Below are 24,628 nucleotides of genomic sequence, written 5' to 3'. Positions count from 1 at the left end.
AAAATCAACCATAACTTCCTCTCTAATTATCGCGGTCAATTATACGCCTGTTTTTTGAACAGTCAAAATTGGAATCCATTTAAATTAGTGTGGAAATGAGATCTGCTTCAGAGATATTGAATTTGGTCTTTTGACTGTGTTTCTCCGGCGGTGAGCACTTTACTTGCCTGTTGGTCGATTCCGGAGTAGCGTGCTCAGATATATAGGGGTAAATGCCGTTTTTGACACAACCCATTATTGGCAAAATGCAGAGTAAACCATGAAACACTCTATTGATTCGCTGAAAGAGTTGGGCCGTTACGATGATGCAGTAGCAATGGCGCAAAATTTACTGCGCAGCGACCCAGACAACGCCATCCTGCTGTATAAGATTGCCTCTCTTTATGATGTGCAAGGGCTAGAGTTGCAAGCGATCCCCTTCTATCGTGCGGCTATCGAGCATAATTTGGCGGGAAAAGAGCTACAGGAAGCCTATCTTGGGCTAGGTAGTACTTACCGGGCGCTGGGGCTATATCAGGAATCATTAAATACCTTTGACGCGGCGCTAGTTCGTTTTCCACAAGCAAAAGAGATAACGTTGTTTCGTGCCATGACACTGTACAATTTGGGTGAAACCAAAGAAGCGGTCGCAGCATTATTGATATTGCTGGCTGAAACCTCAAATCATCAAGATATCAGCCTCTACCAAAAAGCTATTCGCCAATATGCCGCTGACCTTGACCGAATTGGCTAAATCCCTCGACTGACGTGCGTATTTACGCGCTAAACCCCCCATAGCCGTCTGGATTCAAACCCCATTTTCCCGCATTATGGACAAGCCAGGCAGCCACATCAGTGACTGGCCTGGTATTTATCCTGCATAATCGCGCCATTCTAGCCGAGGTATTATTTTTCCATGTCAGATAACCCAGCAACCCCATTATTGTGCCTTTATGGCATTAAAAATTGTGACACCATAAAAAAGGCCCGCCGCTGGCTGGAAGAACAAAACATTGCCTATCAGTTTCACGATTATCGCGTGGATGGATTGAGTGACGAACGCCTGCAAGGTTTTATCGATAAACTGGGTTGGGAGCCGTTGCTGAACACTCGCGGGACAACCTGGCGTAAATTGCCACCAGCTCAGCGCGATGCCATTACTGATGCACAATCGGCCAAACTGCTGATGCTGGAACAACCTGCTATCATCAAGCGCCCGCTGCTGGAAGCGGCCAATGGTGAGCTGCTTCTGGGTTTCAAAATTGAAATTTATCAACAATTTATTCAGCAACAATTTATTCAGCAACATAGTCAAAAAGTGATCCATAACCAAAACGCTATTGAGGTGCAATAACATGATCTGTCCGGTAATCGACCTGGCCCAACAATTAATTAAACGCCCGTCGCTCAGCCCTAATGATGCGGGTTGCCAGGAGATCATGATTCAGCGCTTAGAAGCTATCGGTTTTACTGTCGAACCGATGAATTTTGGCGACACTCTCAACTTCTGGGCCTGGCGTGGCGAAGGCGAGACACTGGCGTTTGCTGGTCATACCGATGTGGTTCCTACCGGTGATGAAAGCCACTGGAGCAGCCCACCGTTTGAGCCAACTATTCGCGATGGTATGCTGTATGGCCGTGGTGCTGCCGACATGAAAGGTTCACTGGCGGCGATGGTAGTTGCGGCTGAGCGCTTTGTGGCCGCACATCCTAATCATAAAGGTCGCCTGGCATTTATGATTACCTCCGATGAAGAAGCCAAAGCTATTAATGGCACCGTCAAAGTGGTTAACGCCCTGATGGCGCGTCATGAGCGGCTGGATTACTGCCTGGTGGGTGAGCCATCTAGTACCGACCGCGTCGGTGATGTGGTGAAAAATGGTCGCCGAGGCTCTATCACCGCCAACTTGCGCATCCACGGAATCCAAGGGCATGTAGCTTATCCTCATCTGGCTGATAACCCCGTTCACCGTGCGATACCCGCGCTGAATGAACTGGTGGCGACACAATGGGACGAAGGCAATGAGTTCTTCCCCGCCACCAGCATGCAAATCGCTAACTTGCATGCCGGTACTGGCAGTAATAACGTGATTCCCGGTGAGTTCTATGTGCAGTTCAATTTCCGCTTCAGCACTGAACTGACTGATAGCATGATTAAGCAGCGGGTTGAGGCATTGCTGGAGCGTCATCAACTCGATTACACCCTGGAATGGGTTCTATCTGGTCAGCCATTCCTGACTGCGCGTGGCGCGTTGGTTGATGCTGTGGTCAATGCCGTTGAGCATTACGCCGAGATAACGCCGCAGCTGTTGACCACTGGTGGCACCTCTGATGGCCGGTTTATTGCCTTGATGGGTGCACAAGTGGTTGAACTGGGACCAGTTAATGCCACAATCCATAAAGTGAATGAATGTGTTCACGCTGCGGATTTACAACTGCTAAGCCGGATGTATCAGAAAATCATGGAGCAACTCATCGCATGACAGCTAATACATTGACCCCACAGATGATTACCGGCCGCTCAACGGAACATTTAGTGGTGTTAACCGGCAATCACCGCATGCAGCCACAGGCTGTTGATGCCTTTCTCGCCATGCAACTGGCAGCTAAAGTGGCTGGTTTTGATTTGCAGCCTGCCAGTACTTTTCGTGATTTTGACCGCCAATTGGCTATCTGGAATGGCAAATTTCGCGGTGAGCGACCAGTATTAGATAAAGATAGTCAACCGATAGACATTTCTCAGCTTGATGCCGCCAGCCGTTGTGAAGCTATTTTGCGTTGGTCCGCCCTGCCTGGGGCCAGCCGTCACCATTGGGGCAGTGATTTGGATATTTACGATCCATCACTGTTACCCTTGGAGGCAAAATTGCAACTGGAGCCGTGGGAATACCAACTGGGTGGGTATTTTTATCCGCTGACTCAATGGCTTGATGCACATATGGCTGAGTTTGGCTTTTACCGGCCTTTTAGCACAGATACCGGCGGCGTTGCTGCTGAACCTTGGCACCTGAGTTACCGCCCTCTGGCGACAACCGCGGAGCATTTACTGACACCAGCCATCTTGCTGGAAGCCTGGCAATCACAGGATGTGGCGGGTAGTGAGTGGCTTACCGGTCATTTACCCATGATTTTTTCACGATTTATAACGATACCTAATAGATTTCAAGCTGCGGTTAACACATAGCAATTTGAAAGATGACAGGTAAAGGAATTTAACCATGCATTGGCTCGCAGATTACTGGTGGGTAGTTCTCATCATACTTGTCGGCATGATCTTAAACGGTATCAAAGAGTTACGCCGCCTTGATCATAAGAAATTTTTGAGCAATAAGCCGGAAATCCCGCCCCATCGCGACAATAATGCGCAGTGGGATGATGATGACGACTGGCCGGATAAAGACAAGAAAAAGTAAATGGGAGGGAGCACCGCTCCCCCTGATTAATTTCCCGCAAGATCGTGGTGCAAATGAGTAATAGCTCGCGCCAACATGGGTTGATTAATGCCATGTCCGGTATTGGCATCCAGATCCAATGTCACCGAGCATCCCAACGCCGTTAAGCTATTCGCTGCGGCTTTGGCCTGTTCTACCGAGATAACGCCATCCTGTTCCCCATGAATCAGATGAATGATGACGTCAGCAATAGGCTGCTGTGGCAAGGTGGCGAAACGCCCACTGAATCCAACGACCTGCCCGGCCAACTGCGGCTGCGCTTTCACGCCTTCCAATGACATAATAGTGCCCTGCGAGAATCCCACTAATGTCGTCTGCGCTGCGCTAAGCCCGCTTTGTTGCTGCCAGTGACGCACCGTAGCAATAAATTCGGGCATCACTTCATCAATACGCCCTTGCCGCCCCTGCTCGGTGATCCCTTGAACGGAAAACCACTGCCGCCCATTACCCATGCTGCTGGTAAATGGCCCATCAATACTAACCACCAATGCCTGTGGGAAAGCTTGAGCAAAATGGCTACCGACCGGTGCCATCCCTGCAGCACTGTCGCCAACACCATGAAATAACAAAATTAATTGCTCAGGTTGTGCCGGTTGCTGCACCACAATATGTTTCTGATTCATCGTGAGACCTTTAGTATCCAAATAATAATAGGATTAACTATAGGCTGCTGGTTTAAAAAGGATATTGGGTTTTATTGAGGGAGTTATTGGAAATTATTGATGTTAACTAAAAAATTGCCCACCGGTTTTAGCTCCGCCATCGCTTCTGCAGCCTCTTGACGCCACTTGCTCACCAATGCTTTGCGCCCTGAAAGGCCCAGATGATGAACAATTTCCGCTGTCGTACGCCCCTGTTGTAAATATTGCCGTAAGGCGGGAAGAGGGGCTTTTATTTGCAATTCATTATGTTGCAACAACAGTCGCTGCAACGCAGGCAAGCTCGCCTCTAATGGGCGCAAAGCAAACGCAAACCCGGCAAGTTCACGCCAGTCATCATCATTTAAGGTAATATCAGGTTGTTCAGGTGGGAATAACGATACGGGCGTTTCGAGACCAATCCATTGCTGCAACCAATACCAATCCCGCACTAATTGCTGGCGTGCCGCCTCACAGAGCATTTTCCCGGCGCGACTCAGAGGTAACACAGCCATTGCCGCGTAACAGCCACTACTGGCTTCTTTATGACTTCCAATACGCACCAGATGAAAGCCGCAAGCATGCCAAAAACACGCTAATTCTGCCGTATAGCCAAAACTGACCGAAAGAAAGTCCAGCCCTTCGCGCTGCGCCCGAGCTTGTTCGGCGGCAATCATCTGCCGGGCAATCCCTTGCTGTCGCCATAATGGTGCTACCGCGACTCGACTAATTCGTCTGGATAATAAAATTGGTGCTTGCCATTGGCCGCTGTGGGCCGCCAGTGATTGCGCCACCAAACTGCCTTTGGGTCGTCGTTGGCCGGCCCAAACTGCATGAGCTAATGCGCTCTCCAACCCACCTTCATCCACCAGCCACAAAGCACCGACCACTGAATCTGCAACCTTTGCGGCTGAAAAATGCATACCGGGTGCATCCATCAAACGACGCAAATCAAGTGGTGTGGTGCGATAATGAGCGCTGGAAAGCAAACCATAAAAGTGCCGCAATAACTCGGAGTTGCTCAACCAATCAGATTGTTCACAGACAGTAATATCGATGGATGTCGTGGCTGATTCTGTCGGCGACAATTTATCATTTATCCGATCATCATCGAACAGCATAATATCGTCGATAATCTGCTCCAGCGGATCATGGCTGGCCCAGCGAATAGGATCTGTCAGTGTTAAATGATGCCAGTCACTTAAGGTCGCGCAAAACTTCAATAAGAAGCCACGTCCAGTGCCCTCATAACCCTGTACCGTCGTGGTTAATAAAGCCCGAGGAAAGTGAGCCAAAAGCGCCGATAACAACGCTGTTGGGATAGCTGCGGCCTCATCAATCAATAACCAGTCAACACCACTGACATCATGTTGCTGGCAATACTCCAGCAGTGCATCTGGCGCCCAAAACCGCGCGCGATCCCCTGCTCGCTGGCTTAATACTTGGGTGGCTGCCTTGCCCGGCCCAGTGACCCAACAATGGCCCGCTGACTGTGCCACCAGCATACCGGCAAGTGTCGACTTCCCCCGACCGCGTGCTGCTGTTAGTACCCAAACACCCTGCCTGGCCTGCATCAAGCGCTGAAGAATCACCTGCTGTTCTGTAGTGGGGGTGCCGTCTGGCGGTTGCCAGTTTGGGCGAGCAGCAAACTGCGGTACAGGCGGCAACTGACCCTGCTGCCACAAAAACACATCGGGAGAGGCCAGAAGTTGGCGCTGCATATGGCGGATAAAATTCGGCGTCGAGATAGGGGCACTCTGTTCACTCCAGCGCAAGCTGTCGCTGTCTGGTAACAGTGCCCAATCGTCCCACGCGGGCACCAATAACAGTAGCCAACTTCCTGCCCGTAATACCCCTGCTAACACCGCCAGCGCTTCGGTATTCAGGCCATTGGTGGCATCGAATACACCGTGTAACCCCTCCTGCCCCAATAAGGTTTTGGCCGCCGTCGGTAGAATGCCATTGGCACCAGGGGGAAAATGATCCCCTATCCACAGCCAATCGCCAGGCAGTTGTTCACTCAGATTTATCGCCTGTTGCCGCGCCCAATCAGCATCGCCACTGAGCACCAGCAAGCGCCGATGCCCCTGCTGTGCCATCAATGCCTGACTGGCGATAATCCCGTTGATCACGCTAGGATTTACCAATAACCAGTGAGAGCAAACCAGCAGCAATCAATGGCCCAACCGGCACGCCACGGAACAAGGCAACACCCAACACGGTTCCGACTAATAGACCAGCAACGACCGAGGGTTGGTGTGTCATCAGTGATACGCCCCGCCCACCGAGCCAGGAAACTGCGACCCCAACCACAATAGCCAGGATCGATTTCCACTGGACAAAGGAGTGCAACACTTCGCTGGCACTGATTTTTCCACTGGCAATCGGTGTCATCACGCCAATAGTCAGAATCAATATACCGATGGTTAAACCGTATTTTTCTATCCAGGGGAAAAACTGATTCAGTGGGGTGATACGCACCGCGATTAATGTCAGAATTGCGAGTGTAACAGTCATGTTGTGGCTAATAATACCGAGTCCAGCCAGTACTAATAGGATTAATAAAGTTGGATCAAGAGCGGCCATTGTTATTGCGCCTTATCATAATGGTTATTCTGCCTTGCAATAAAATGCCGGCGGCGAATGCACCGGCTAAAAGTATGCTTATGATAGTCTTTGCTTACTTGAGGTTCTAGCGCTATTAGCGGGTGGCAAAGGTGTTGCAGCTATTCGGGTCCCCACTGTCGAACCCTCGCTTAAACCAGGTATAACGTTGCGCAGAGGTGCCATGAGTAAAGCTATCTGGTACTACGCGCCCTTGGCGCTGTTGTTGTAACCTGTCATCGCCAATGGCCTGTGCGGCATTCAGCGCTTCCTGTAAGTCGCCGACCTCTAATACATTTTGCTCTTCCATGGCTTTGCCCCAGACACCGGCAAAACAGTCCGCCTGCAATTCCATTTTGACCGATAAGCGATTAGCTTCCGCCTCAGAAGCGCCCTGCTGCTGTTGACGCACTTTAGTATCGATACCCAGCAAATGTTGCACATGATGCCCAACTTCATGAGCAATCACATAAGCTTGAGCAAAGTCGCCATCTGCGCCGAGTTTATTTTTCATATCTTCATAGAAAGATAAATCGATATAAACCGTACTGTCAGCCGGGCAATAAAACGGCCCCATTACCGACTGACCGGTGCCGCAACCGGTACGCGTTGCACCGCGATACATCACCAATTTAGGTTCTTGGTAGCTGCGGCCCATTTTTTGAAAAATAGGTTTCCAAGTGTCTTCAGTATCGGCCAGCACCACCGAGGTAAATTTAGCGTATTGGTCATCTTTGGCGCTGACAGAACCTTGTGGGCGTGGTTGAGTCTGGGTTTGAGACATAGGATCACTGCCGTTTAACAGCGGCGTCAGATCAACCCCGTAGTAACCTGCGACCAGCACTACAATCAAAATGACCAAGCCCCCTTTGCCACCAATAGGAGGCCGGAATCCGCCACCGCCGCCAGATGAATCACCCCGCCGGTCTTCTACATTGTCACTTTCGCGACGACCTTGCCAACGCATAGTTTTGCTCCCAGATATATTCCTTACGTATTATCGTAGAAAATCCATAAAGCAAATACCATCAAAAGCAAAAATGATTAATGTCACGGGGGAAATAAGAAGATATGAGGGGGAGACAGAGGCTATCTCCCCTTATACCCGTCATACTTCAAGCTGCATGTGCGTTGGCTGCTCTCGCTCACCCGAATCATTGACTAGTGTCAACTCATCGGGATTTTCTCAATTGCCGCCTTCTTGCAACTCGAATTATTTAAGGTATAAATCGATTACGTCAGAGAAAACGTAATCGATTGCGTAGTTAGTCTAATTTTACGCCAATACGGTGTGCAACTTCTTCGTACGCTTCGATCAAACCACCCAAGCTTTGACGGTAACGATCTTTATCCATTTTGTTCAGGGTTTTCTTATCCCACAAACGGCTGCCATCGGGTGAGAACTCATCACCTAACACCACTTCACCGTTGAACAGACCGAATTCCAACTTGAAATCCACCAGGATTAAACCTGCGTCATCAAACAGTTTGCTTAGCACGTCATTAGCCAAATAGCTCAGTTCTTTCATCCGTGCTAATTGTGCTTCTGTCGCCCAGCCAAAAGTCTTGCAGTAAGACTCATTAACCATCGGATCATGCATGGCATCGTTTTTCAAAAACAAATCAAACAACGGTGGATTCAGTTCCAGACCTTCTTCGATACCCAGACGCTTGACCAAAGAACCCGCAGCACGGTTACGGATAACACACTCAACCGGGATCATTTCCAGTTTTTTCACCAGCACTTCGGTGTCTGATAGCAAGCGTTCCATTTGGGTAGGAATACCGGCCTCTTCCAATTTAGCCATGATGAAATGGTTAAATTTGTTGTTTACCATGCCTTTACGATCGAACTGCTCAATGCGCTGACCATCCAGTGCTGATGTATCGTTACGGAACTCCAATACCAATAGGTCAGGGTTTTCGGTGGTATAGACGGTTTTCGCCTTGCCACGATACAACTCAGCTAGCTTTTGCATCTTAATTACTCCAGTAATGTGACAATCTTCGATATACCCTTGGTACTTGAAGCCACAGAGGTATTAGCTGCAACACCAAGCCCTTTGGGTAGAAATAAACAAAGGGGCCGAAGCCCCTTTGGTTTTATTGAGTACTTATAGCACTAGTCTGGCTAAGCGCTGCCTGGAACACCGCGACCAGCGCATCATTCTGCGCCTGAGTCAGCGTTTGCCCTTTAGGCCCGATGAACTGTAAGCTACTGCGGTTATCAAGGTCACCGACTTGCAGCTTATAATCACCGGTTGGTAATTCTGGGTCTTTGGCACCCAAGGCATCCCAACTACTGCTGCTCATCGATTTTACTGTGACGTTAATCGTACCCAGTGGACGGCTGCGATCCGTCACTTTCATGCCCACTTTTTCAAGTGCATTTGGCAGACGTTCCCACAGTACCGCATACGGCGCACGCACAATCAGTTGCGGTAAGCCGGTATCATCGCTGCCACTCTGGACATCAAGAGCACCAGCTGTACGTGCCGCCTGATTGTTTTCGCTATCAGAACGCACCTTATCCAGACCTTCGATAATGGCATTCAGCATGGCACCATTGTAGCGCTGAATTTCGGTATAGCTGGTAACCGGCTTGCCACCTTGTTGTAACTCAAGGGATTTCACCACCAGAGCCAACTGATAACCTTGCTCTTGCACACTTATCTGATAACGCCCTTCAAACTGGACGTCTTCATCTGCACGATTCCATTTAACCCAGTCAGTTGTCAGGGTTTGGCTGGCATCCTGGCGGCTGGCGATTGTCCAGTTTTTATCCTGTAGCACGCGGGTGACTTGCGCCCACAAGTTACGATTTTGCGGGCTATTTTCTAACAATAGCTTGCTGGTATCGTTAGCATTTTCAGCGCGAGAACCGCTTAACAATGCCAGTGGCTGAACTGGAGGACGGATGTCCAACTGTTTGCCCACAGCGCCTTGTGTGTTGACAGAGCGGACATCATACTCACCATTTTGCACTGGCAGAATCATCCCTGCCGGCGAATTCAGTGGCTTCAACCCCGGAGCTTCAAGATAAGACTCGTCACCGCCAACCTGGCGTTTGTAGCGTTGGTCAGTGGTACAGCCTGCCAGCAACATCGCCAGCGAAACCCCCACAACCGTTACCACCGTCGACTTTTGCAATGTTATTGCCATCAAATTTCCCTAAGAGTTACAGCAAACCTGCGCTTTTCAGCGCGTCTTCCACAACCCGTTTAGCTGGGTCAGTCAGTGGGGTCATTGGCAGACGCAGAGTGTCATTCGCCATTAATCCCAGCTTCTTCGCGGCCCATTTCACCGGAATTGGGTTTGCTTCTACAAATAAATGCTGATGCAACGGCATCAAGCGCTGATTCAAACGGCGTGCCTCTGCAAAGTTACCCTGTGCAGCCAGCGCGCAAAGTTCAACCATTTCGCGCGCAGCAATGTTGGCTGTCACCGAAATAACACCTTGGCCACCCAACTGCATAAAGTCTAAACCGCTCGCATCGTCACCACTGAGCAGGATGAAATCTTCATCATCAACCAGCACTTGGATCTGACTTACACGACTTAAGTTCCCTGTTGCTTCTTTAACAGCAACAATATTTTTAATCTTGGCTAAACGGGCAATCGTTGGCGGTAACATATCGCAACCGGTACGCGAGGGCACATTATAGAGAATTTGTGGTAAATCGGTACTTTCAGCAATCGCTTTGAAGTGCTGATATAACCCTTCCTGCATTGGGCGGTTATAATATGGCGTCACCGTCAGACAACCCACCACACCGGTATCATTAAAGCGCTGCGTGAGCGAAATAGCTTCGGAGGTGGCATTAGCACCAGTTCCGGCAATCACAGGAATCCGGCCATCGGCCAGTTCGAGCGTCTGCAAGACAACATCAACATGCTCGTCATGGTTCAACGTCGCAGATTCACCCGTCGTGCCTACGGAGACAATCGCCGCAGTTCCACTGGCTACATGATAATCGATAAGTTTTTTAAGACTCGCACGATCGACATTACCTTTGTCGTCCATCGGCGTGATCAGCGCAACTATGCTTCCTGTAAACATCGGACTTCCCGTAAACATTGCCCACCCCCTCCATAAACAAGTTACTCATGGTACTTTTGACCTCTATCCAAAAGCAAGCAAACAACTGTGTTGTAAGCGCTTGGCAGCAGGTTTTTTTTATGTTTACCATGGTAACCCCAAAGAGCATGACAGGAAGAGCGATTTTGCCGCAGCTTGATGAACATTATCTGGTCATTACCGCACTCGGTGCTGACCGCCCTGGAATCGTGAATACTATCACCCGCCATGTCAGTAGCTGCGGTTGTAATATTGAAGATAGCCGGCTGGCCATGTTTGGTGAAGAGTTCACTTTTATTATGCTGCTTTCCGGCAGTTGGAACGCCATAACCTTACTGGAATCGACCTTGCCGCAAAAAGGGGCCGAACTTGATTTGCTGATTGTGATGAAACGCACCAATGCACAAAATCAGAAAGCCATGCCTGCCACTGTCTGGGTGAAAGTCGAAGTGAATGACTCCCCTCATATTATTGAACGGTTTACCAATCTGTTCCATTGCCACAATATGAATATCGCAGAGTTGGTTTCCAAAACTCAACCCGCTGAAGGTGACATTCCTCCCCGGTTACATATTCAGATAAGTGCGCACAGTCCTGCTAGCCAAAACAGTTCGATAATCGAACACGCTTTTTATCAGCTATGTACAGAACTCAACGCACAAGGCAGTATTAGCGTTGTGAACTATCCACAGCATGACTCACGAATGGAGAGTTAGTAATGAGCCCATTGAAAGCCGGTGATATAGCGCCGAAGTTTAGTTTGCCCGACCAAGATGGCGAGCAAATTAGTTTGGCCGACTTCCAGGGACAACGTGTCTTGGTCTATTTCTATCCTAAAGCCATGACGCCTGGCTGTACCGTTCAGGCCTGTGGTCTGCGCGATAATATGGATGAATTGAAAAAAGCAGGTGTCGAAGTGCTGGGTATTAGCACTGACAAACCTGAAAAGCTGTCACGTTTCGCCGAAAAAGAGCTACTGAATTTCACTTTACTTTCTGATGAAAATCATGAAGTTGCGGAGCAATTTGGCGTCTGGGGCGAGAAAAGCTTTATGGGTAAAACCTATGACGGTATCCATAGGATCAGTTTCTTGATTGGCACTGATGGTAAGGTGGAGCATGTGTTTGATAATTTCAAAACCACTAACCACCACGAAATCGTTATGGACTATTTGCGCCAAAGTGCTTGAGTCATAACACACCGGCCCTGACCGATAAATGGCAAAAAAGAGCGCTCAAACGCTCTTTTTTATTGGCAATAAATCGAATGATCCCCAAAGCCATTGCTGTTGCAGCAAGGCAGCCAGCGAACTCATCCCGATGAGCTGACTCTGGTCAGTGATTCGGGTGACAAATCTGCCGGGAGCTGATTTGAACGCTGCTTGCAGCGGCCTCAACGAGGCGAGGCCCATGGATGGGGCGAGTAGTGAGTGTAGCTAACACCGCTGCGGCATCAAGGACACAGGGGATAGTTAATCCGCATCCGGGATAAACTCCTCCGGCCAGGCATGGATAACGGCTTTAACTAAGGTTGCCAGCGGGATGGCAAAGAACACCCCCCAAAAGCCCCACATCCCACCAAAAATGATCACTGACAGGATAATCACCAGTGGGTGCAGATTCACCGCCTCAGAGAACAGCACCGGCACCAGCAGGTTGCCATCCAGCCCTTGCACCACCAAATAAGCGACAAACAGCGTCCAGAAATCCGCGCCAATCCCCCATTGGAACAGCGCCACCAGCACCACTGGAATGGTAACAATCACCGCACCAATATAGGGAATCAGGACGGAAAAACCGACTAACACCGCCAGCAACAGGGCGTAATTCATCCCCATCACGAAGAACACCAGATAAGTGGCGATGCCGACCACCACCATTTCCAACACTTTCCCACGAATATAGTTGGTGATCTGTTGGTTCATTTCCAACCAAACCTGACCTGCCAGACCACGATTGCGCGGTAAAATACGGCGCACCGCATTTAGCATCTGCTCTTTATCTTTAAGCAGGAAAAACAGCATTAGCGGCACCAGAATCAAATAGATGGCCAATGTCAGCAAACCGATTAATGAAGCCAGCGAGATTTTCACCACTGACTCCCCCATACCGGAGAGCTTGCTACGCAGGTTTTCTGCCATCATATCGACAATGCCAGCGTCCACTAATGCGGGATAGCGCGCAGGTAATGTCTGAGCAAACGCATTGAATTTATTCAGCATCTTCGGCATATCTGACATCAGGTTATTGCCCTGCTGCCAGACGGTGGGAGCAACCACAAACACCGCCAGCAACGCAATACCGCCGAAAACCACCAACACAAGACTGGCCGCCCACGGGCGCGAACAGCCAATACGCTGTAACCGAGCCGTTGGCCACTCCAATAGGTACGCCAGAACAATAGCCGCCAATAACGGGGCCAAAATACCGCTGAAGAAGTAAAGAATACAGAACCCAGCCAACAGAATAACCAGTAAAGCGATAACCTGCGGATCGGTAAAACGACGGCGATACCATTGTAACAACAGCTCTAGCATCCGAAATTGCTCCTTAAATACTATGAGGAATCCGCAAATAAGCGAATTCCTTAAACAGCCCCATGATGCAGAGGCATAACCTGAAGGTCCGTTTTACACGCCAACCGTTTCTTTATCGCCGTTGCCCTAGCCGCCATTCCTTTATATAACTATTTCTTTATATCTATAGGCTGACTAAGATAGCTGCGAGCCTCAGTTAAGGATGATGAGCTTAGCCTTTGACCTATTTAATACTATTTTTGTGATCTAACTCGCTTTCGTGATGATTGTACTGGAGAGCAGTGCAAGGAAGAAGAACTCTTACACATCTCGGAGTCTAATTGTCATTACATCAGTAGGGGCAATCTCGTTTATGACATATCAGTTAAATAAAACAGGTCGGTTCAATAAAACAGGCCGGATAAGTAAGACGGTGATCGCCACACTGCTCAGCAGCTTACTGCTCACTGGCCCTATACCTGTCAATGCTGACACACAGACACAAGATCTGCTGCCCGATATCGGCACCTCAGCAGGTGCAACCTTGAGTATCGATCAGGAAAAAGCTATGGGGGATTTTTATGTCCGCCAAATGCGTGCCAGCGCCCCACTGATTTATGACCCATTATTGACACAATACATCAATTCGTTGGGTAACCGCTTAGTCGCAAATGCTTACTCAGTGCGCACACCATTCCATTTCTATTTGGTGAATAACGATCAAATTAACGCCTTTGCATTCTTTGGCGGCAATGTGGTGCTCCACTCAGCCCTATTCCGCTATACAGAAAACGAAAGCGAACTGGCCTCCGTATTAGCTCATGAAATCTCTCATGTCACTCAACGCCACCTGGCGCGAGCGATGGAAGAACAGCAACGTATGGCACCACTGACATGGGTTGGTGTATTAGGGTCTATCCTGCTGACAATGGCCAGTCCACAAGCAGGTATGGCGGGTTTAAGTGGTACACTGGCTGGTGCTCAGCAGGGTATCATCAGCTTTACGCAGGGCAATGAGCAAGAGGCCGACCGAATTGGCATTCAAGTGCTACAGCGATCAGGGTTTGATCCACAAGCCATGCCTAATTTCCTGCAAAAACTGGCCGATCAGTCGCGATATGCATCCAAACCGCCGGAAATGCTACTGACCCACCCATTACCCGATAGTCGTCTATCTGATGCACGTAACCGTGCTAATCAGATGAAGCCGCACCCGATTGCCTCGTCGCAAGATTACTTGTTCGCTAAAGTTCGTATTCTGGGTATGTATGGTTCAAACGAAAACAGCCTGACACCCGATCTGCTTGAGACGTTGAGCAAAGGCACTACACGCGAACAACTGGCCGCCAAATATGGCCAGGCTATTTTGTTGTATCAAGCCAAAAAGTACGATGAAGCCCGCAATCAGTTACAACCGCTGTTAACCCAACAGCCGGGCAATGTGTGGTTCCTCGATTTGATGACAGATATCGATTTGGGGCAAAACAAAGCGGCCAGTGCCATTAGCCGGCTGCAAGCAGCAACCGCTAAACAAAATAATGACCCGGTGTTACTGCTGAATTTGGCCAACGCCTATGTTCAGGGCGCGCAACCAGCGGCGGCGATCAAAATATTGCGTAACTACACATTCCGCTATCCGAATGATCCTAACGGTTGGGATTTACTGGCGCAAGCCGCAGCAGCACTAGGCCTGCGCGATCAGGAACTGGCTGCGCGCGCGGAAAGCCTGGCATTGAGTGGCAAATTAACTCAAGCCATCGGCTTACTGAGTGATGCCAGTGCGCGGGTGAAACTAGGGAGTTTGGAACAGGCTCGCTATGATGCCCGAATTGACCAGTTGCGCCAATTGAATGAACGCTTCCGCAAATACCAGAAGTCCTAAGGAAAGTTACTATGAAAGACGTCACGATTTATCACAATCCGCGTTGCTCCAAAAGCCGGGAAACACTCGCATTAGTTGAGCAACAAGGCATTAAACCGCAGGTGGTATTATATCTGGATACTCCGCCCTCAGTAGCAACGTTAAAAGAATTACTGCAACAGTTGGGTTTCAGTGACGCCCGGCAGTTGATGCGCACCAAAGAAGAGCTTTATAAGGAGCTGAATCTGGCGGATAAAGCGCTAACGCAAGAGCAATTGCTGCAAGCCATGAGTAATAATCCCAAGCTTATCGAGCGTCCCATCGTGGTTTATCACGGCAAAGCGCGCATTGGCCGCCCACCAGAGCAGGTACTCGAGATTTTGTAGTCATTGCCTGAATGGAATCATGCCCTGCGTCATAAGAACGCGGGGTATTAAAGGCTGAGGATCTCTTTCACAAAGGGGATAGTCAGTTTGCGCTGCGCAGTAATGGAGGCTCGATCAAGCTGATCTAACGTCATAAATAAAGTGCGCATTTCTCGATCGAGGCGTTTTAACAAAAAACGACCCACATCTTCCGGTAATTCAAAGCCGCGTAATTTGGCGCGCAATTGCAAAGCCTGCAATTTTTCATCATCTGACAAGGGCTGCAATTTATAGATTTGCCCCCAATCAAGCCGAGAGGCCAGATCAGGCAAACCAAGATTTAACTGCCGTGGCGGACGATCGCCGGTGATCAATAAACGGGTACGGCCGGTTTCCACAATGCGGTTATAGAGATTAAACATCGCCATCTCCCACTGCTCGTCACCAGCAATACACTCAATATTATCAATACAAACCAGGGCCAATTGCTCCATGCCATCCAGCACTTCCGGCACGAAGTATGCGCGTTTATCCAGCGGAACATACCCCACCGCCTCACCTTTTTGTGATAACTCGGCGCAAGCTGCATGCAACAGATGACTGCGGCCACCGCCTTCGCGCGACCAAAAATAGATATAACTGCCATGAGGCTGATGAACAGCGGACTGGATCGCAGCTAATAGGGACGGGTTCTCCCCCGGATAAAAACTGGCAAAAGTTTCATCATCGGGAAGATAGAGTGGCAGTGAAAGCTGTGCCGGCGTATTCAGAAGCACCTCAACCAACAAAACGGGCGGGAAAACGTGGCAAGCTTACCACAAAAAACCATAACAGCATAAAAACCTGGCCTATACCCTAAATAATTCGAGTTGCGGGAAGGCGGCAAGTGAGAGAGTCCCGATGAGCTTACTGTGTTGTAAGTGATTCGGGTGATTGAACGTAGCCAACGCACATGCAGCTTGAAGTATGACGGGTATAAGGTGAAAAACTGGCCGAACCTGCAAGTATGGCTCGGCCAGATATCACTTTTACTTAAGCGCAGGCTCGTCTTCCGTCGCCTCGATAATTTCTTCTTCGGTGCGGATTAAGCTAATCACTTTGAACAACAGGCTCAGGCCGATACCCACTACTGTCGCCAGTGCCATGCCTTTCAACTCAGTTGCACCAATGTTCACTTTCGCACCGCTCACCCCAATTATCAGGATGACGGAGGTTAAGATCAGGTTTTGTGCTTTGTTATAGTCAACTTTTGACTCGATCAACACGCGAATACCTGACGCAGCAATAACCCCGTACAGCAGCAGTGAGACGCCCCCCATAACCGGCACTGGCACCGCCTGAATTGCAGCAGCCAATTTACCGATACAAGAGAGCATAATCGCCAGAATCGCCGCACCACCGATAACCCAGGTACTGTAAACACGGGTGATCGCCATAACGCCGATATTTTCACCATAAGTGGTATTTGGTGTCGAACCGAAGAAACCAGAAATAACCGTCGAAATACCATTAGCAAACATCGAACGGTGTAGGCCAGGGTCACGAATCAAATCTTTTTTCACAATATTTGCTGTGACCACCAAATGCCCAATATGCTCGGCAATCACCACCAATGCCGCTGGCAAGATGGTCAGAATGGCAAACCACTCAAAACGTGGAGTATAGAATGTCGGCAAGGCAAACCAGTGGGCCTCACGAATAGGAGTCAAATCAACCACCCCCATCACGAATGACAAGGCATAACCGACCAGCACACCAATCAGAATAGGGATAATGGCAAAGAAACCACGGAATAACACTGACCCCAGAATGGTCACCCCTAAGGTCACCATTGAAATGATGATGGTGGTGGAATCGACTGTCACCCCTTCGGCAGGCAACAGCCCCGCCATTCCCGCAGCCACGCCAGCCAATTCAAGGCCGATAACCGCAACAATCGCCCCCATTGCCGCAGGCGGGAACAACACATTCAACCAACCGGTACCGGCTTTTTTTACAATCAACGCCACCAGACAGAACAACACACCGCACATGATAAAACCGCCCAAGGCGACTTCGTAACCCAATGGCAGCAATAGCAATACTGGTGAAATAAAGGCAAAACTGGAACCCAGATAAGCAGGGATTTTTCCCTTACAAATGAATAAGTAAAGCAAGGTTCCGATGCCGTTAAACAGCAGCACCGTCGCCGGGTTAATTTTAAACAGAATAGGAACTAAAACAGTGGCACCAAACATTGCGAACAAATGTTGGAAACTCAGGGGGATCGTCTGGAGCAGCGGTGGGCGCTCGCTGACGCCAATGGTGCGACGGCTCATTTTCTCTATCCTCTAATGAAAGTTATAGGTTGTGGTGTTGAATGCTAAAAATTATTCAAAAAAAAGCCGACTATCGAGTCGGCTATCATCAATTATTTGGTTCCGAAAATCTTATCGCCGGCATCACCCAATCCAGGGATAATGTAGCCGTGTTCGTTCAGGCCTTGATCGATGGAAGCGGTGTACAGCTCGACATCTGGGTGAGCGGCTTCCAGCGCTTTGATACCTTCAGGAGCGGCGACCAATACCAGTACCTTTATACTCTTACAACCCGCTTTCTTGAGCAAATCAATGGTTGCAATCATCGAACCACCGGTTGCCAGCATCGGATCAACCACCAGCGCCATGCGCTCATCGATATTTGATACCAGCTTCTGGAAGTAAGGGACAGGTTTTAGGGTTTCTTCATCACGATAGACACCCACCACACTGATGCGCGCACTAGGTACATTTTCCAATACCCCTTCCATCATGCCCAAACCAGCACGCAGAATAGGGACTACAGTAATTTTCTTACCTTTAATCTGTTCAATCTCAACCGGCCCGTTCCAACCCTCGATGGTGACTTTTTCAGTTTCCAGATCGGCGGTTGCCACGTAAGTCAGCAAACTCCCCACTTCAGACGCTAACTCGCGAAAACGCTTCGTACTGATATCATTCTCACGCATCAAACCAAGTTTATGTTTTACTAGCGGGTGTTTCACCTCAACGATCTTCATTATTTTTCTCCTGGTTAGGCGACTGGCGGCCAAAAAAATCGCGAGATTATACCGCCTTTTTTTTTGAACGCCACAATGAATAGCCTGATTCAGATCAATAGAAAATCATTATTAAGTCAAGAAAGCTAAAAATCGGAGTGATATCACAAGCTACTCGCAAACGTTTGCCTCCGCTGTTAGAATTGTCGCGTTTTCTTCCTAAGCTCAAACAGCCAACCGCAGTGGGGACCTCGCAGTGACCAACAAAACCTCTCTCAGCTATAAAGACGCAGGTGTAGATATTGATGCCGGCAATGACCTTGTTGATCGCATAAAAGGTGTGGTTAAACAGACTCGTCGCCCAGAAGTGATGGGTGGATTGGGCGGCTTCGGTGCCCTCTGCGCTTTGCCACAAAAATACCGTGAACCTATCTTGGTTTCAGGCACCGACGGCGTCGGCACCAAGCTGCGTCTGGCGATGGACCTGAAACGTCACGATACCATCGGTATCGATTTAGTCGCTATGTGTGTTAACGACCTGGTGGTTCAAGGCGCAGAGCCGCTGTTCTTCCTTGACTACTTTGCCACCGGTAAACTGGATGTGGATACTGCTGCCAGTGTGATTACCGGGATTGCCGAAGGGTGCAAACAATCAGGTTGTGCGCTGGTCGGGGGTGAAACGGCCGAAATGCCGGGGATGTACCATGGTGAAGATTACGACGTTGCCGGTTTCTGTGTTGGCGTGGTCGAAAAATCTGAAATTATCGACGGCAGCAAAGTCGCGCCAGGTGATGCACTGGTGGCGTTAGGGGCCAGTGGCCCGCACTCTAACGGCTACTCTTTGGTGCGTAAAATTCTGGAAGTCAGTCAAACCAACCCAGAACAGACCCAATTGGATGGCAAATCTCTGGCCGACCATCTGCTGGAACCGACCAAAATTTACGTAAAATCAATTCTTAGCTTGATTGAACAACTTGATATTCATGCGATTGCTCACCTGACCGGTGGTGGCTTCTGGGAGAATATCCCACGCGTGTTGCCACAAGGGACTCAGGCAGTGATTGATGAAGCTAGCTGGCAGTGGCCCGCGGTGTTTAGCTGGTTGCAAGAGACGGGTAATGTCAGCCGCCACGAAATGTACCGTACCTTTAACTGCGGCGTCGGCATGGTTGTTGCGCTCCCCGCTGAACTGGCAGACAAAGCGGTTGAATTGCTAACCGCATCCGGTGAAAAAGCCTGGAAAATCGGTGTTATCGCTGCGGCGACTGATGGCGCAGAGCAAGTCATTATCAATCCGTAATATTGATAATTCCACTGCAACTTCAAGTACGAAGGGTATTATGAAAAAGATAGTGGTATTGGTCTCAGGCCAAGGCAGTAATTTACAGGCACTGATAGACGCCCAACAACAAGGGCGTATTTCAGGCGAGATTAGTGCTGTTTTCAGTAATAATCCTGATGCTTATGGGCTAAAGCGAGCTGAGCTGGCGGGTATTGCGCATCATGCTCTGGATGCCAAGGCTTATGCCGATCGCGCCAGTTTTGATTTAGCATTAGCGCAAGCCATTGATCAGTATCAACCTGATTTGCTGGTGTTGGCGGGTTATATGCGCATTCTCAGCCCGGAATTTGTTCAGCATTATGCTGGCCGGATGTTGAATATTCATCCCTCGCTGCTGCCGAAATACCCAGGCTTGCATACCCATCGTCAAGCATTGGAAAACGGCGACCAGGAACACGGTACCTCAGTGCATTTTGTCACAGAAGAATTGGATGGCGGCCCGGTCATCCTGCAAGCTAAAGTCCCGATCTTTAGTGATGATAGCGAAGCGGATATAATTTCGAGAGTGCAAACTCAAGAGCACAGCATTTATCCGTTAGTGGTCGGCTGGTTTACTGATGGCCGTCTGGCAATGCGTGATAATACCGCCTGGCTGGATGATAAACGCTTACCCGCACAAGGTTATGCGGCTGAGTGAAACAAGTTAATGAATATTGGTTAAAGGCGCTGCCATTTTAAGGTGAGCGCCTTTTTTAATTCCCCAGTGCTTACCCCTTGTGCTAATAGTATAATTTTTAGGGCAGCAACCGCTGTCGTCATATGAGGAATAAGCATGTCAACCACTAGCAGCGTCCGGTTACGCCCTCTGGAACGGGATGATCTGCCGTTTGTCCATCAGTTAGATAACAATGCCAGTGTTATGCGTTATTGGTTTGAAGAGCCTTATGAGGCTTTCGTCGAACTGTCTGATTTGTATGATAAACATATCCATGATCAGAGCGAGCGCCGCTTTATTATTGAAAGCCAGGGCACCAAAGTGGGTCTGGTTGAGTTAGTCGAAATTAACCACATTCACCGCCGCGCTGAGTTTCAAATTATTATCGACCCAGCCCATCAAGGTAAAGGTTTTGCCGGTTCGGCTGCACGACTAGCAATGGAATACGGTTTTTCTGTCCTGAATCTGTACAAACTGTATTTAATTGTGGATAAAGAAAATGAGAAAGCCATTCATATTTATACAAAATTAGGCTTTGAAATCGAAGGTGAATTGAAACAAGAGTTCTTTATCAATGGTGAGTATCGCACAGTAATCCGCATGTGCATTTTCCAGCCGCAATATTTGGCTAAATATAAGACACCATCGATAAAGAGTATTTGATTATATTGGGGTCACCAGACCCCAACATCTAATTCAGTAAATCCAGTAAAGTAATATGATCACTCTCATTGATCTTATCTATATTCGCCAGCAACAAATCCTGTGAATTGCTGTTATGAATTCTAAAGATATTATATGAATAGATGATATTGATAATATCATCTTCACTCAGAGTACCGTTATAGATAACAAAAGCACTGATTACTGATTTGATAATAAAGAAATCAATGGAATAGCCATAAAAATCCTTTCCCATATTCTCAGGTTTTTTAATGGCAAACTGATTGTGATAGAAACAATACTGAAATAAATTACGTAAAATATGCGGATATTGATTAAGTAATGGCATAACCTTGTCACTCCAGGTGGAACTCAGCATTGCCATACGCGCGTCTAACTGATTAACATCCACTTCATTCATCAAATGATGAATCAAAAAAGCCATATAATTAAAGAGTGTCTTTTGACCTCGGGTTTTTAAAGCACTGACAGTGCGTCGTTGAAATATCATTAAAAAATGCCAGCGTACATTAGCATTAAACGGGATCATTGCCATTTTCTGCTTAATATCCCCCGAGACTAACTTGTCACGGATAGTCTCATATAGTGCTGATATTATCTCTTCTCTATCGTCGTCTGTCTTATCGATATCTTGGCAGCAATGAATGAAAATATTAATTGCATAAATATTTTCTTCAACATTTTCGCCAGGAATGAGAACTAATTGATTGCAATAATAATTAATCAACCGCCCTTCAGTATTAATTTCTATATCATTAAAATTTTGTTGTTGCTTCACTGTCTCTTCATGCATATTAAATGCATTAGGATCAAATAAGACTAATCGGGCCACTTCTGGACAGGAGAGTGTCAATGTATTGAATTTCTCCCCCTTATAGGAATAACTACTACGAGGATATGTTGTGCAAATTTTACTGAGTGCTTCGCCCCCCAGCCGCTTATGAACCTCACATAAACGGGCTTCATCCAGATAGGGGCAATTGCCATCTTCTTTGAGGCGTATTTTAGCCCAATCCGACTGGCTAGTCCGCGTAACAGAAATATTCTTGATTGCTATATTTCTAATTGCTTGGTTTTGGCTGTTTTTATATTTTCGGTATGTATTTTTATCAATGCTGATATCCCAGCCATTGCAGCAATGATCACGACAAGCTGAGCCCACGCAGCTAAAATGCTCCACAAATTGTGGTTGAATAATCTGTAACTCTTTCACTAAAGATAGCCTATTATATCGATAATTATAAATAACAAGCGACACAACTTATTGCCAACTTAAATCATATTCACTATTTTAGACCAAAAGTGATAGGGAAGAAAAATCCTCTCTGGTTGCCAATGCTCGCAATTTTTGTGTAAACAACAGACTTAAGCCATCTGTTGACTCACGACAAGCATGATAAGAATAGAAAATATCAATAATGTTATCTTTTGTTAAAAATCCATATTTAGCTGCATGGGCACTAATCAATAATTTTAAATAAAAATAATCAATAACCTGTAAATTAAACGTAGCGAGTGCTGGCTTTTCTCCCATTGCTAATTGGTCGTGATGAATTCGATATAGAAAATAATTACGCAATACTGACGGATGCTCAGCAAAAAATGGCAATGCAATCTGGTGCCAGGCATCACTTAATGGTTGTTCACGATTTGGAGATGCAATCTTTTTATCTGGGGAATTATCTAATAGGGTTTTAGCATAAACGGCCAAAACCTTTTTCCCCCGAACATCAGATAACTGCATAATTAAATCACCAAAGTGATGCAATAGCTCGTGGCGAAGTGCTGGTGCATAATTTACTGTCGTTAATGACTCTACTGCTTTCCCTGATGTTATTTCAGCTGCTAACTCAGTTCTCAGATTATCTATTTCAATCATTTTATTTTTATTAACATCATAGCTGACAGGAAATGCCTGTAAAAAATTATTTATTGCCCACAAGCTTTCTTCAATAGTTTGTTGCTGACTTGCCGCGACAATAGCTGCACAAGCACGGTTAGCCAGTCGCTCATCAATAACAATATCTGGTGCTTTGTAATAATCATATTGATGGATAGTCGAAAATCGCAATATTAATGCTTCAGGAGAAAATAAGACTTTCCGCGTCACTTCTGGACAAGAAAGCGACATACTTTTGATTTTCTGATTTTTATAAATATGCTCGACGCGGGGGTAAGTCGCACAACTGTTACTCAGTGCATTAGGGCCTGCATGTTTGTGAATTTGACATAACTGTTGTTCATCAAGAAATGGACAATTCCCCTGGTTATCAGGGTGGATGTTAGCCCAAGAAGCAAGGCTGGCTTGGGTAACGGAAATCTGGTTAATGGCAATGCGTTTAATATCTGCATAAGGGCTTTTAATATATTTTTGATAACGATTTCTATCAAGCGTGACACTCTGGCCTTTGCAGCAGTGCTCTCGGCAAGCTGAACCGACACAGCTAAATGTCTCCATAAAATCAGGCTGAGTTATCAATAGCTCTTTCACTTAACGCTTCCATTCAATAGTCACCAAAATAACGAGCGACACATGAAAGTATAAACTTAAATCGCAATTGATAAATAAAGCGAACACCTTAGAAAAGTGGTTCGCTATTACTCAATGGTCAACCATAGCGCCCGGTAATATAGTCTTCCGTACGCCGCTGATGTGGTGAAGTAAATAACGCATCGGTAGCGTTATATTCCACCAGCGCGCCTTGATGGATAAACGCGGTGTAATCTGAAACCCTGGCCGCCTGCTGCATATTATGGGTCACTAACACCACGGTATATTGCTGTTTTAACTCGGTAATCAGCTCTTCGATGGTTAATGTCGAAATAGGATCTAACGCCGAGGTTGGCTCATCGAGCAATAACACTTCCGGCTCAATGGCAATAGCCCGGGCTATCACTAAGCGCTGCTGTTGACCACTGGAGAGGCGAAAGGCATTTTCACGCAATCGATCTTTGACTTCGTGCCACAAGGCAGCAGCGCGTAATGAGCGCTCGACGGCATCATCCAGTACTCGCCTATCGCGGATCCCCTGCAAACGCAGGCCATAAACCACATTCTCATAAATAGATTTTGGGAAGGGATTCGGCCGCTGGAAGACCATGCCGACCCGCCGACGCAATGCCGCCACATCGGTGGTTTTCTCGGTAATCACTTGGTTACCCAGCCGAATCTGGCCCTCAAGGCGGCAGTTATCCAGCAAATCATTCATGCGATTAAAACAGCGCAACAAGGTTGATTTACCGCAACCGGAAGGGCCAATTAGCGCAGTAACACGGTGCCTGGGGACATTAAAGGAAATATCATGCAGCACCTGTTTATCGCCATAAAATAAATTGAGCTTTTCGACCGCTAATGCAGTTTGCTCGTGGGTCAATTGCTGCACATCTAACAGTGGCAGCGAATCTGGCATCAAAAGTCCCATATCTCATCCTGCGGGTT

26 protein-coding genes are annotated in these 24,628 nt (G+C 47.8%); 12 read left to right on the top strand and 14 right to left on the bottom strand.

What is annotated here, in order from left to right; all coding sequences use genetic code 11:
* The first annotated feature begins 259 nt into the window (after nt 1–259).
* The 5 genes from QSV56_RS11935 to QSV56_RS11915 all read left to right on the top strand — a co-directional run bounded on the left by QSV56_RS11935 (nt 260) and on the right by QSV56_RS11915 (nt 3,392).
* Entirely contained in the window at nt 260–733 is a 474-nt protein-coding gene (locus tag QSV56_RS11935; RefSeq protein ID WP_019081767.1) for a tetratricopeptide repeat protein, read from the top strand.
* Nucleotides 734–895: 162 nt separating this feature from the next.
* Nucleotides 896–1,333, top strand: a complete 438-nt coding sequence (locus QSV56_RS11930; protein ID WP_301212478.1) for an ArsC family reductase — start codon at nt 896–898, stop codon at nt 1,331–1,333.
* A 1-nt stretch (nt 1,334) separates the two neighbouring features.
* The gene (dapE, locus tag QSV56_RS11925; protein ID WP_019083676.1) at nt 1,335–2,462 is read left to right on the top strand and encodes a succinyl-diaminopimelate desuccinylase; all 1,128 of its coding nucleotides are present in this window, start codon (nt 1,335–1,337) and stop codon (nt 2,460–2,462) included.
* A complete protein-coding gene (locus QSV56_RS11920) occupies nt 2,459–3,163 on the top strand; it encodes a M15 family metallopeptidase (protein ID WP_046050458.1) in 705 nt (234 codons plus the stop codon). The genes dapE and QSV56_RS11920 overlap by 4 nt, the downstream gene beginning before the upstream one ends.
* Before the next feature lie 34 nt (nt 3,164–3,197).
* Nucleotides 3,198–3,392 carry a YpfN family protein gene (locus QSV56_RS11915; protein WP_005172354.1) on the top strand — a complete coding sequence of 65 codons (195 nt, stop codon included), beginning with the start codon at nt 3,198–3,200 and terminating at the stop codon, nt 3,390–3,392.
* A 26-nt stretch (nt 3,393–3,418) separates the two neighbouring features.
* Here the strand turns inward: QSV56_RS11915 and ypfH are convergent, their stop codons facing one another.
* From ypfH to dapA, 7 genes are all read right to left on the bottom strand, one after another.
* Nucleotides 3,419–4,054 carry an esterase gene (gene ypfH / locus QSV56_RS11910; protein WP_046694707.1) on the bottom strand — a complete coding sequence of 212 codons (636 nt, stop codon included), beginning with the start codon at nt 4,052–4,054 and terminating at the stop codon, nt 3,419–3,421.
* Between the two features lie 83 nt (nt 4,055–4,137).
* Nucleotides 4,138–6,201: a tRNA(Met) cytidine acetyltransferase TmcA gene (locus QSV56_RS11905; RefSeq protein WP_050157507.1), complete on the bottom strand. Its 2,064-nt coding sequence runs from the start codon at nt 6,199–6,201 to the stop codon at nt 4,138–4,140.
* Nucleotide 6,202: 1 nt separating this feature from the next.
* Nucleotides 6,203–6,655, bottom strand: a complete 453-nt coding sequence (locus QSV56_RS11900; protein ID WP_005172363.1) for a DUF441 domain-containing protein — start codon at nt 6,653–6,655, stop codon at nt 6,203–6,205.
* Nucleotides 6,656–6,770: 115 nt separating this feature from the next.
* Nucleotides 6,771–7,640, bottom strand: coding sequence for a neutral zinc metallopeptidase (locus tag QSV56_RS11895; protein WP_019081771.1), 870 nt, complete (start codon nt 7,638–7,640; stop codon nt 6,771–6,773).
* A gap of 298 nt (nt 7,641–7,938) precedes the next feature.
* Nucleotides 7,939–8,652, bottom strand: coding sequence for a phosphoribosylaminoimidazolesuccinocarboxamide synthase (gene purC / locus QSV56_RS11890; RefSeq protein ID WP_019083680.1), 714 nt, complete (start codon nt 8,650–8,652; stop codon nt 7,939–7,941).
* A 124-nt stretch (nt 8,653–8,776) separates the two neighbouring features.
* Entirely contained in the window at nt 8,777–9,835 is a 1,059-nt protein-coding gene (gene bamC / locus QSV56_RS11885; protein ID WP_019083681.1) for an outer membrane protein assembly factor BamC, read from the bottom strand.
* Nucleotides 9,836–9,851: 16 nt separating this feature from the next.
* Complete coding sequence (gene dapA, locus QSV56_RS11880) at nt 9,852–10,733, bottom strand: 4-hydroxy-tetrahydrodipicolinate synthase (protein WP_005172368.1); 882 nt, start codon at nt 10,731–10,733, stop codon at nt 9,852–9,854.
* A 164-nt stretch (nt 10,734–10,897) separates the two neighbouring features.
* On the opposite strand from dapA, the gene QSV56_RS11875 reads away from it, so the two are divergent.
* Together QSV56_RS11875 and bcp are read left to right on the top strand one after the other, a co-directional pair.
* A complete protein-coding gene (locus QSV56_RS11875; RefSeq protein WP_005162088.1) occupies nt 10,898–11,467 on the top strand; it encodes a glycine cleavage system transcriptional repressor in 570 nt (189 codons plus the stop codon).
* Between the two features lie 2 nt (nt 11,468–11,469).
* Entirely contained in the window at nt 11,470–11,940 is a 471-nt protein-coding gene (gene bcp, locus QSV56_RS11870) for a thioredoxin-dependent thiol peroxidase (RefSeq protein WP_005172369.1), read from the top strand.
* Nucleotides 11,941–12,222: 282 nt separating this feature from the next.
* Here the strand turns inward: bcp and QSV56_RS11865 are convergent, their stop codons facing one another.
* Complete coding sequence (locus QSV56_RS11865) at nt 12,223–13,287, bottom strand: AI-2E family transporter (protein ID WP_019081775.1); 1,065 nt, start codon at nt 13,285–13,287, stop codon at nt 12,223–12,225.
* Between the two features lie 352 nt (nt 13,288–13,639).
* Here QSV56_RS11865 and QSV56_RS11860 point away from each other — a divergent pair, with 352 nt between their 5' ends.
* Nucleotides 13,640–15,148: a M48 family metallopeptidase gene (locus QSV56_RS11860; protein WP_046050455.1), complete on the top strand. Its 1,509-nt coding sequence runs from the start codon at nt 13,640–13,642 to the stop codon at nt 15,146–15,148.
* Between the two features lie 11 nt (nt 15,149–15,159).
* Complete coding sequence (gene arsC / locus QSV56_RS11855; protein WP_019081777.1) at nt 15,160–15,513, top strand: arsenate reductase (glutaredoxin); 354 nt, start codon at nt 15,160–15,162, stop codon at nt 15,511–15,513.
* A 47-nt stretch (nt 15,514–15,560) separates the two neighbouring features.
* Here the strand turns inward: arsC and hda are convergent, their stop codons facing one another.
* The 3 genes from hda to upp all read right to left on the bottom strand — a co-directional run bounded on the left by hda (nt 15,561) and on the right by upp (nt 18,529).
* The gene (hda, locus tag QSV56_RS11850; protein WP_032901279.1) at nt 15,561–16,268 is read right to left on the bottom strand and encodes a DnaA inactivator Hda; all 708 of its coding nucleotides are present in this window, start codon (nt 16,266–16,268) and stop codon (nt 15,561–15,563) included.
* A 252-nt stretch (nt 16,269–16,520) separates the two neighbouring features.
* Nucleotides 16,521–17,810, bottom strand: a complete 1,290-nt coding sequence (gene uraA / locus QSV56_RS11845) for a uracil permease (RefSeq protein WP_005172384.1) — start codon at nt 17,808–17,810, stop codon at nt 16,521–16,523.
* 92 nt (nt 17,811–17,902) lie between these two features.
* Nucleotides 17,903–18,529, bottom strand: coding sequence for a uracil phosphoribosyltransferase (gene upp / locus QSV56_RS11840; RefSeq protein WP_005162121.1), 627 nt, complete (start codon nt 18,527–18,529; stop codon nt 17,903–17,905).
* Between the two features lie 235 nt (nt 18,530–18,764).
* On the opposite strand from upp, the gene purM reads away from it, so the two are divergent.
* The 3 genes from purM to speG all read left to right on the top strand — a co-directional run bounded on the left by purM (nt 18,765) and on the right by speG (nt 21,168).
* The gene (gene purM, locus QSV56_RS11835) at nt 18,765–19,808 is read left to right on the top strand and encodes a phosphoribosylformylglycinamidine cyclo-ligase (RefSeq protein WP_019081779.1); all 1,044 of its coding nucleotides are present in this window, start codon (nt 18,765–18,767) and stop codon (nt 19,806–19,808) included.
* A 40-nt stretch (nt 19,809–19,848) separates the two neighbouring features.
* Complete coding sequence (purN, locus tag QSV56_RS11830; RefSeq protein WP_019083683.1) at nt 19,849–20,487, top strand: phosphoribosylglycinamide formyltransferase; 639 nt, start codon at nt 19,849–19,851, stop codon at nt 20,485–20,487.
* Nucleotides 20,488–20,622: 135 nt separating this feature from the next.
* On the top strand, nt 20,623–21,168 hold the full coding sequence (gene speG / locus QSV56_RS11825; protein WP_005162143.1) for a spermidine N1-acetyltransferase: 546 nt from the start codon (nt 20,623–20,625) through the stop codon (nt 21,166–21,168).
* 28 nt (nt 21,169–21,196) lie between these two features.
* Here speG and fliB (QSV56_RS11820) read toward each other — a convergent pair whose 3' ends face one another.
* The 3 genes from fliB (QSV56_RS11820) to pstB form a co-directional block, all read right to left on the bottom strand.
* Nucleotides 21,197–22,402, bottom strand: a complete 1,206-nt coding sequence (fliB, locus tag QSV56_RS11820) for a flagellin lysine-N-methylase (protein ID WP_046694705.1) — start codon at nt 22,400–22,402, stop codon at nt 21,197–21,199.
* A 78-nt stretch (nt 22,403–22,480) separates the two neighbouring features.
* Nucleotides 22,481–23,680, bottom strand: coding sequence for a flagellin lysine-N-methylase (gene fliB, locus QSV56_RS11815; protein WP_046694704.1), 1,200 nt, complete (start codon nt 23,678–23,680; stop codon nt 22,481–22,483).
* Nucleotides 23,681–23,798: 118 nt separating this feature from the next.
* Nucleotides 23,799–24,611, bottom strand: a complete 813-nt coding sequence (gene pstB / locus QSV56_RS11810) for a phosphate ABC transporter ATP-binding protein PstB (protein ID WP_019081782.1) — start codon at nt 24,609–24,611, stop codon at nt 23,799–23,801.
* Nucleotides 24,612–24,628: the final 17 nt, after the last annotated feature.

This window comes from Yersinia sp. 22-579, assembly GCF_030433455.1.
GTDB classification, from domain to species: Bacteria; Pseudomonadota; Gammaproteobacteria; order Enterobacterales; family Enterobacteriaceae; genus Yersinia; species Yersinia enterocolitica.
Note: the sequence above shows the minus strand (reverse complement) of the source record. Positions and strands in the feature narration are given on the sequence as shown.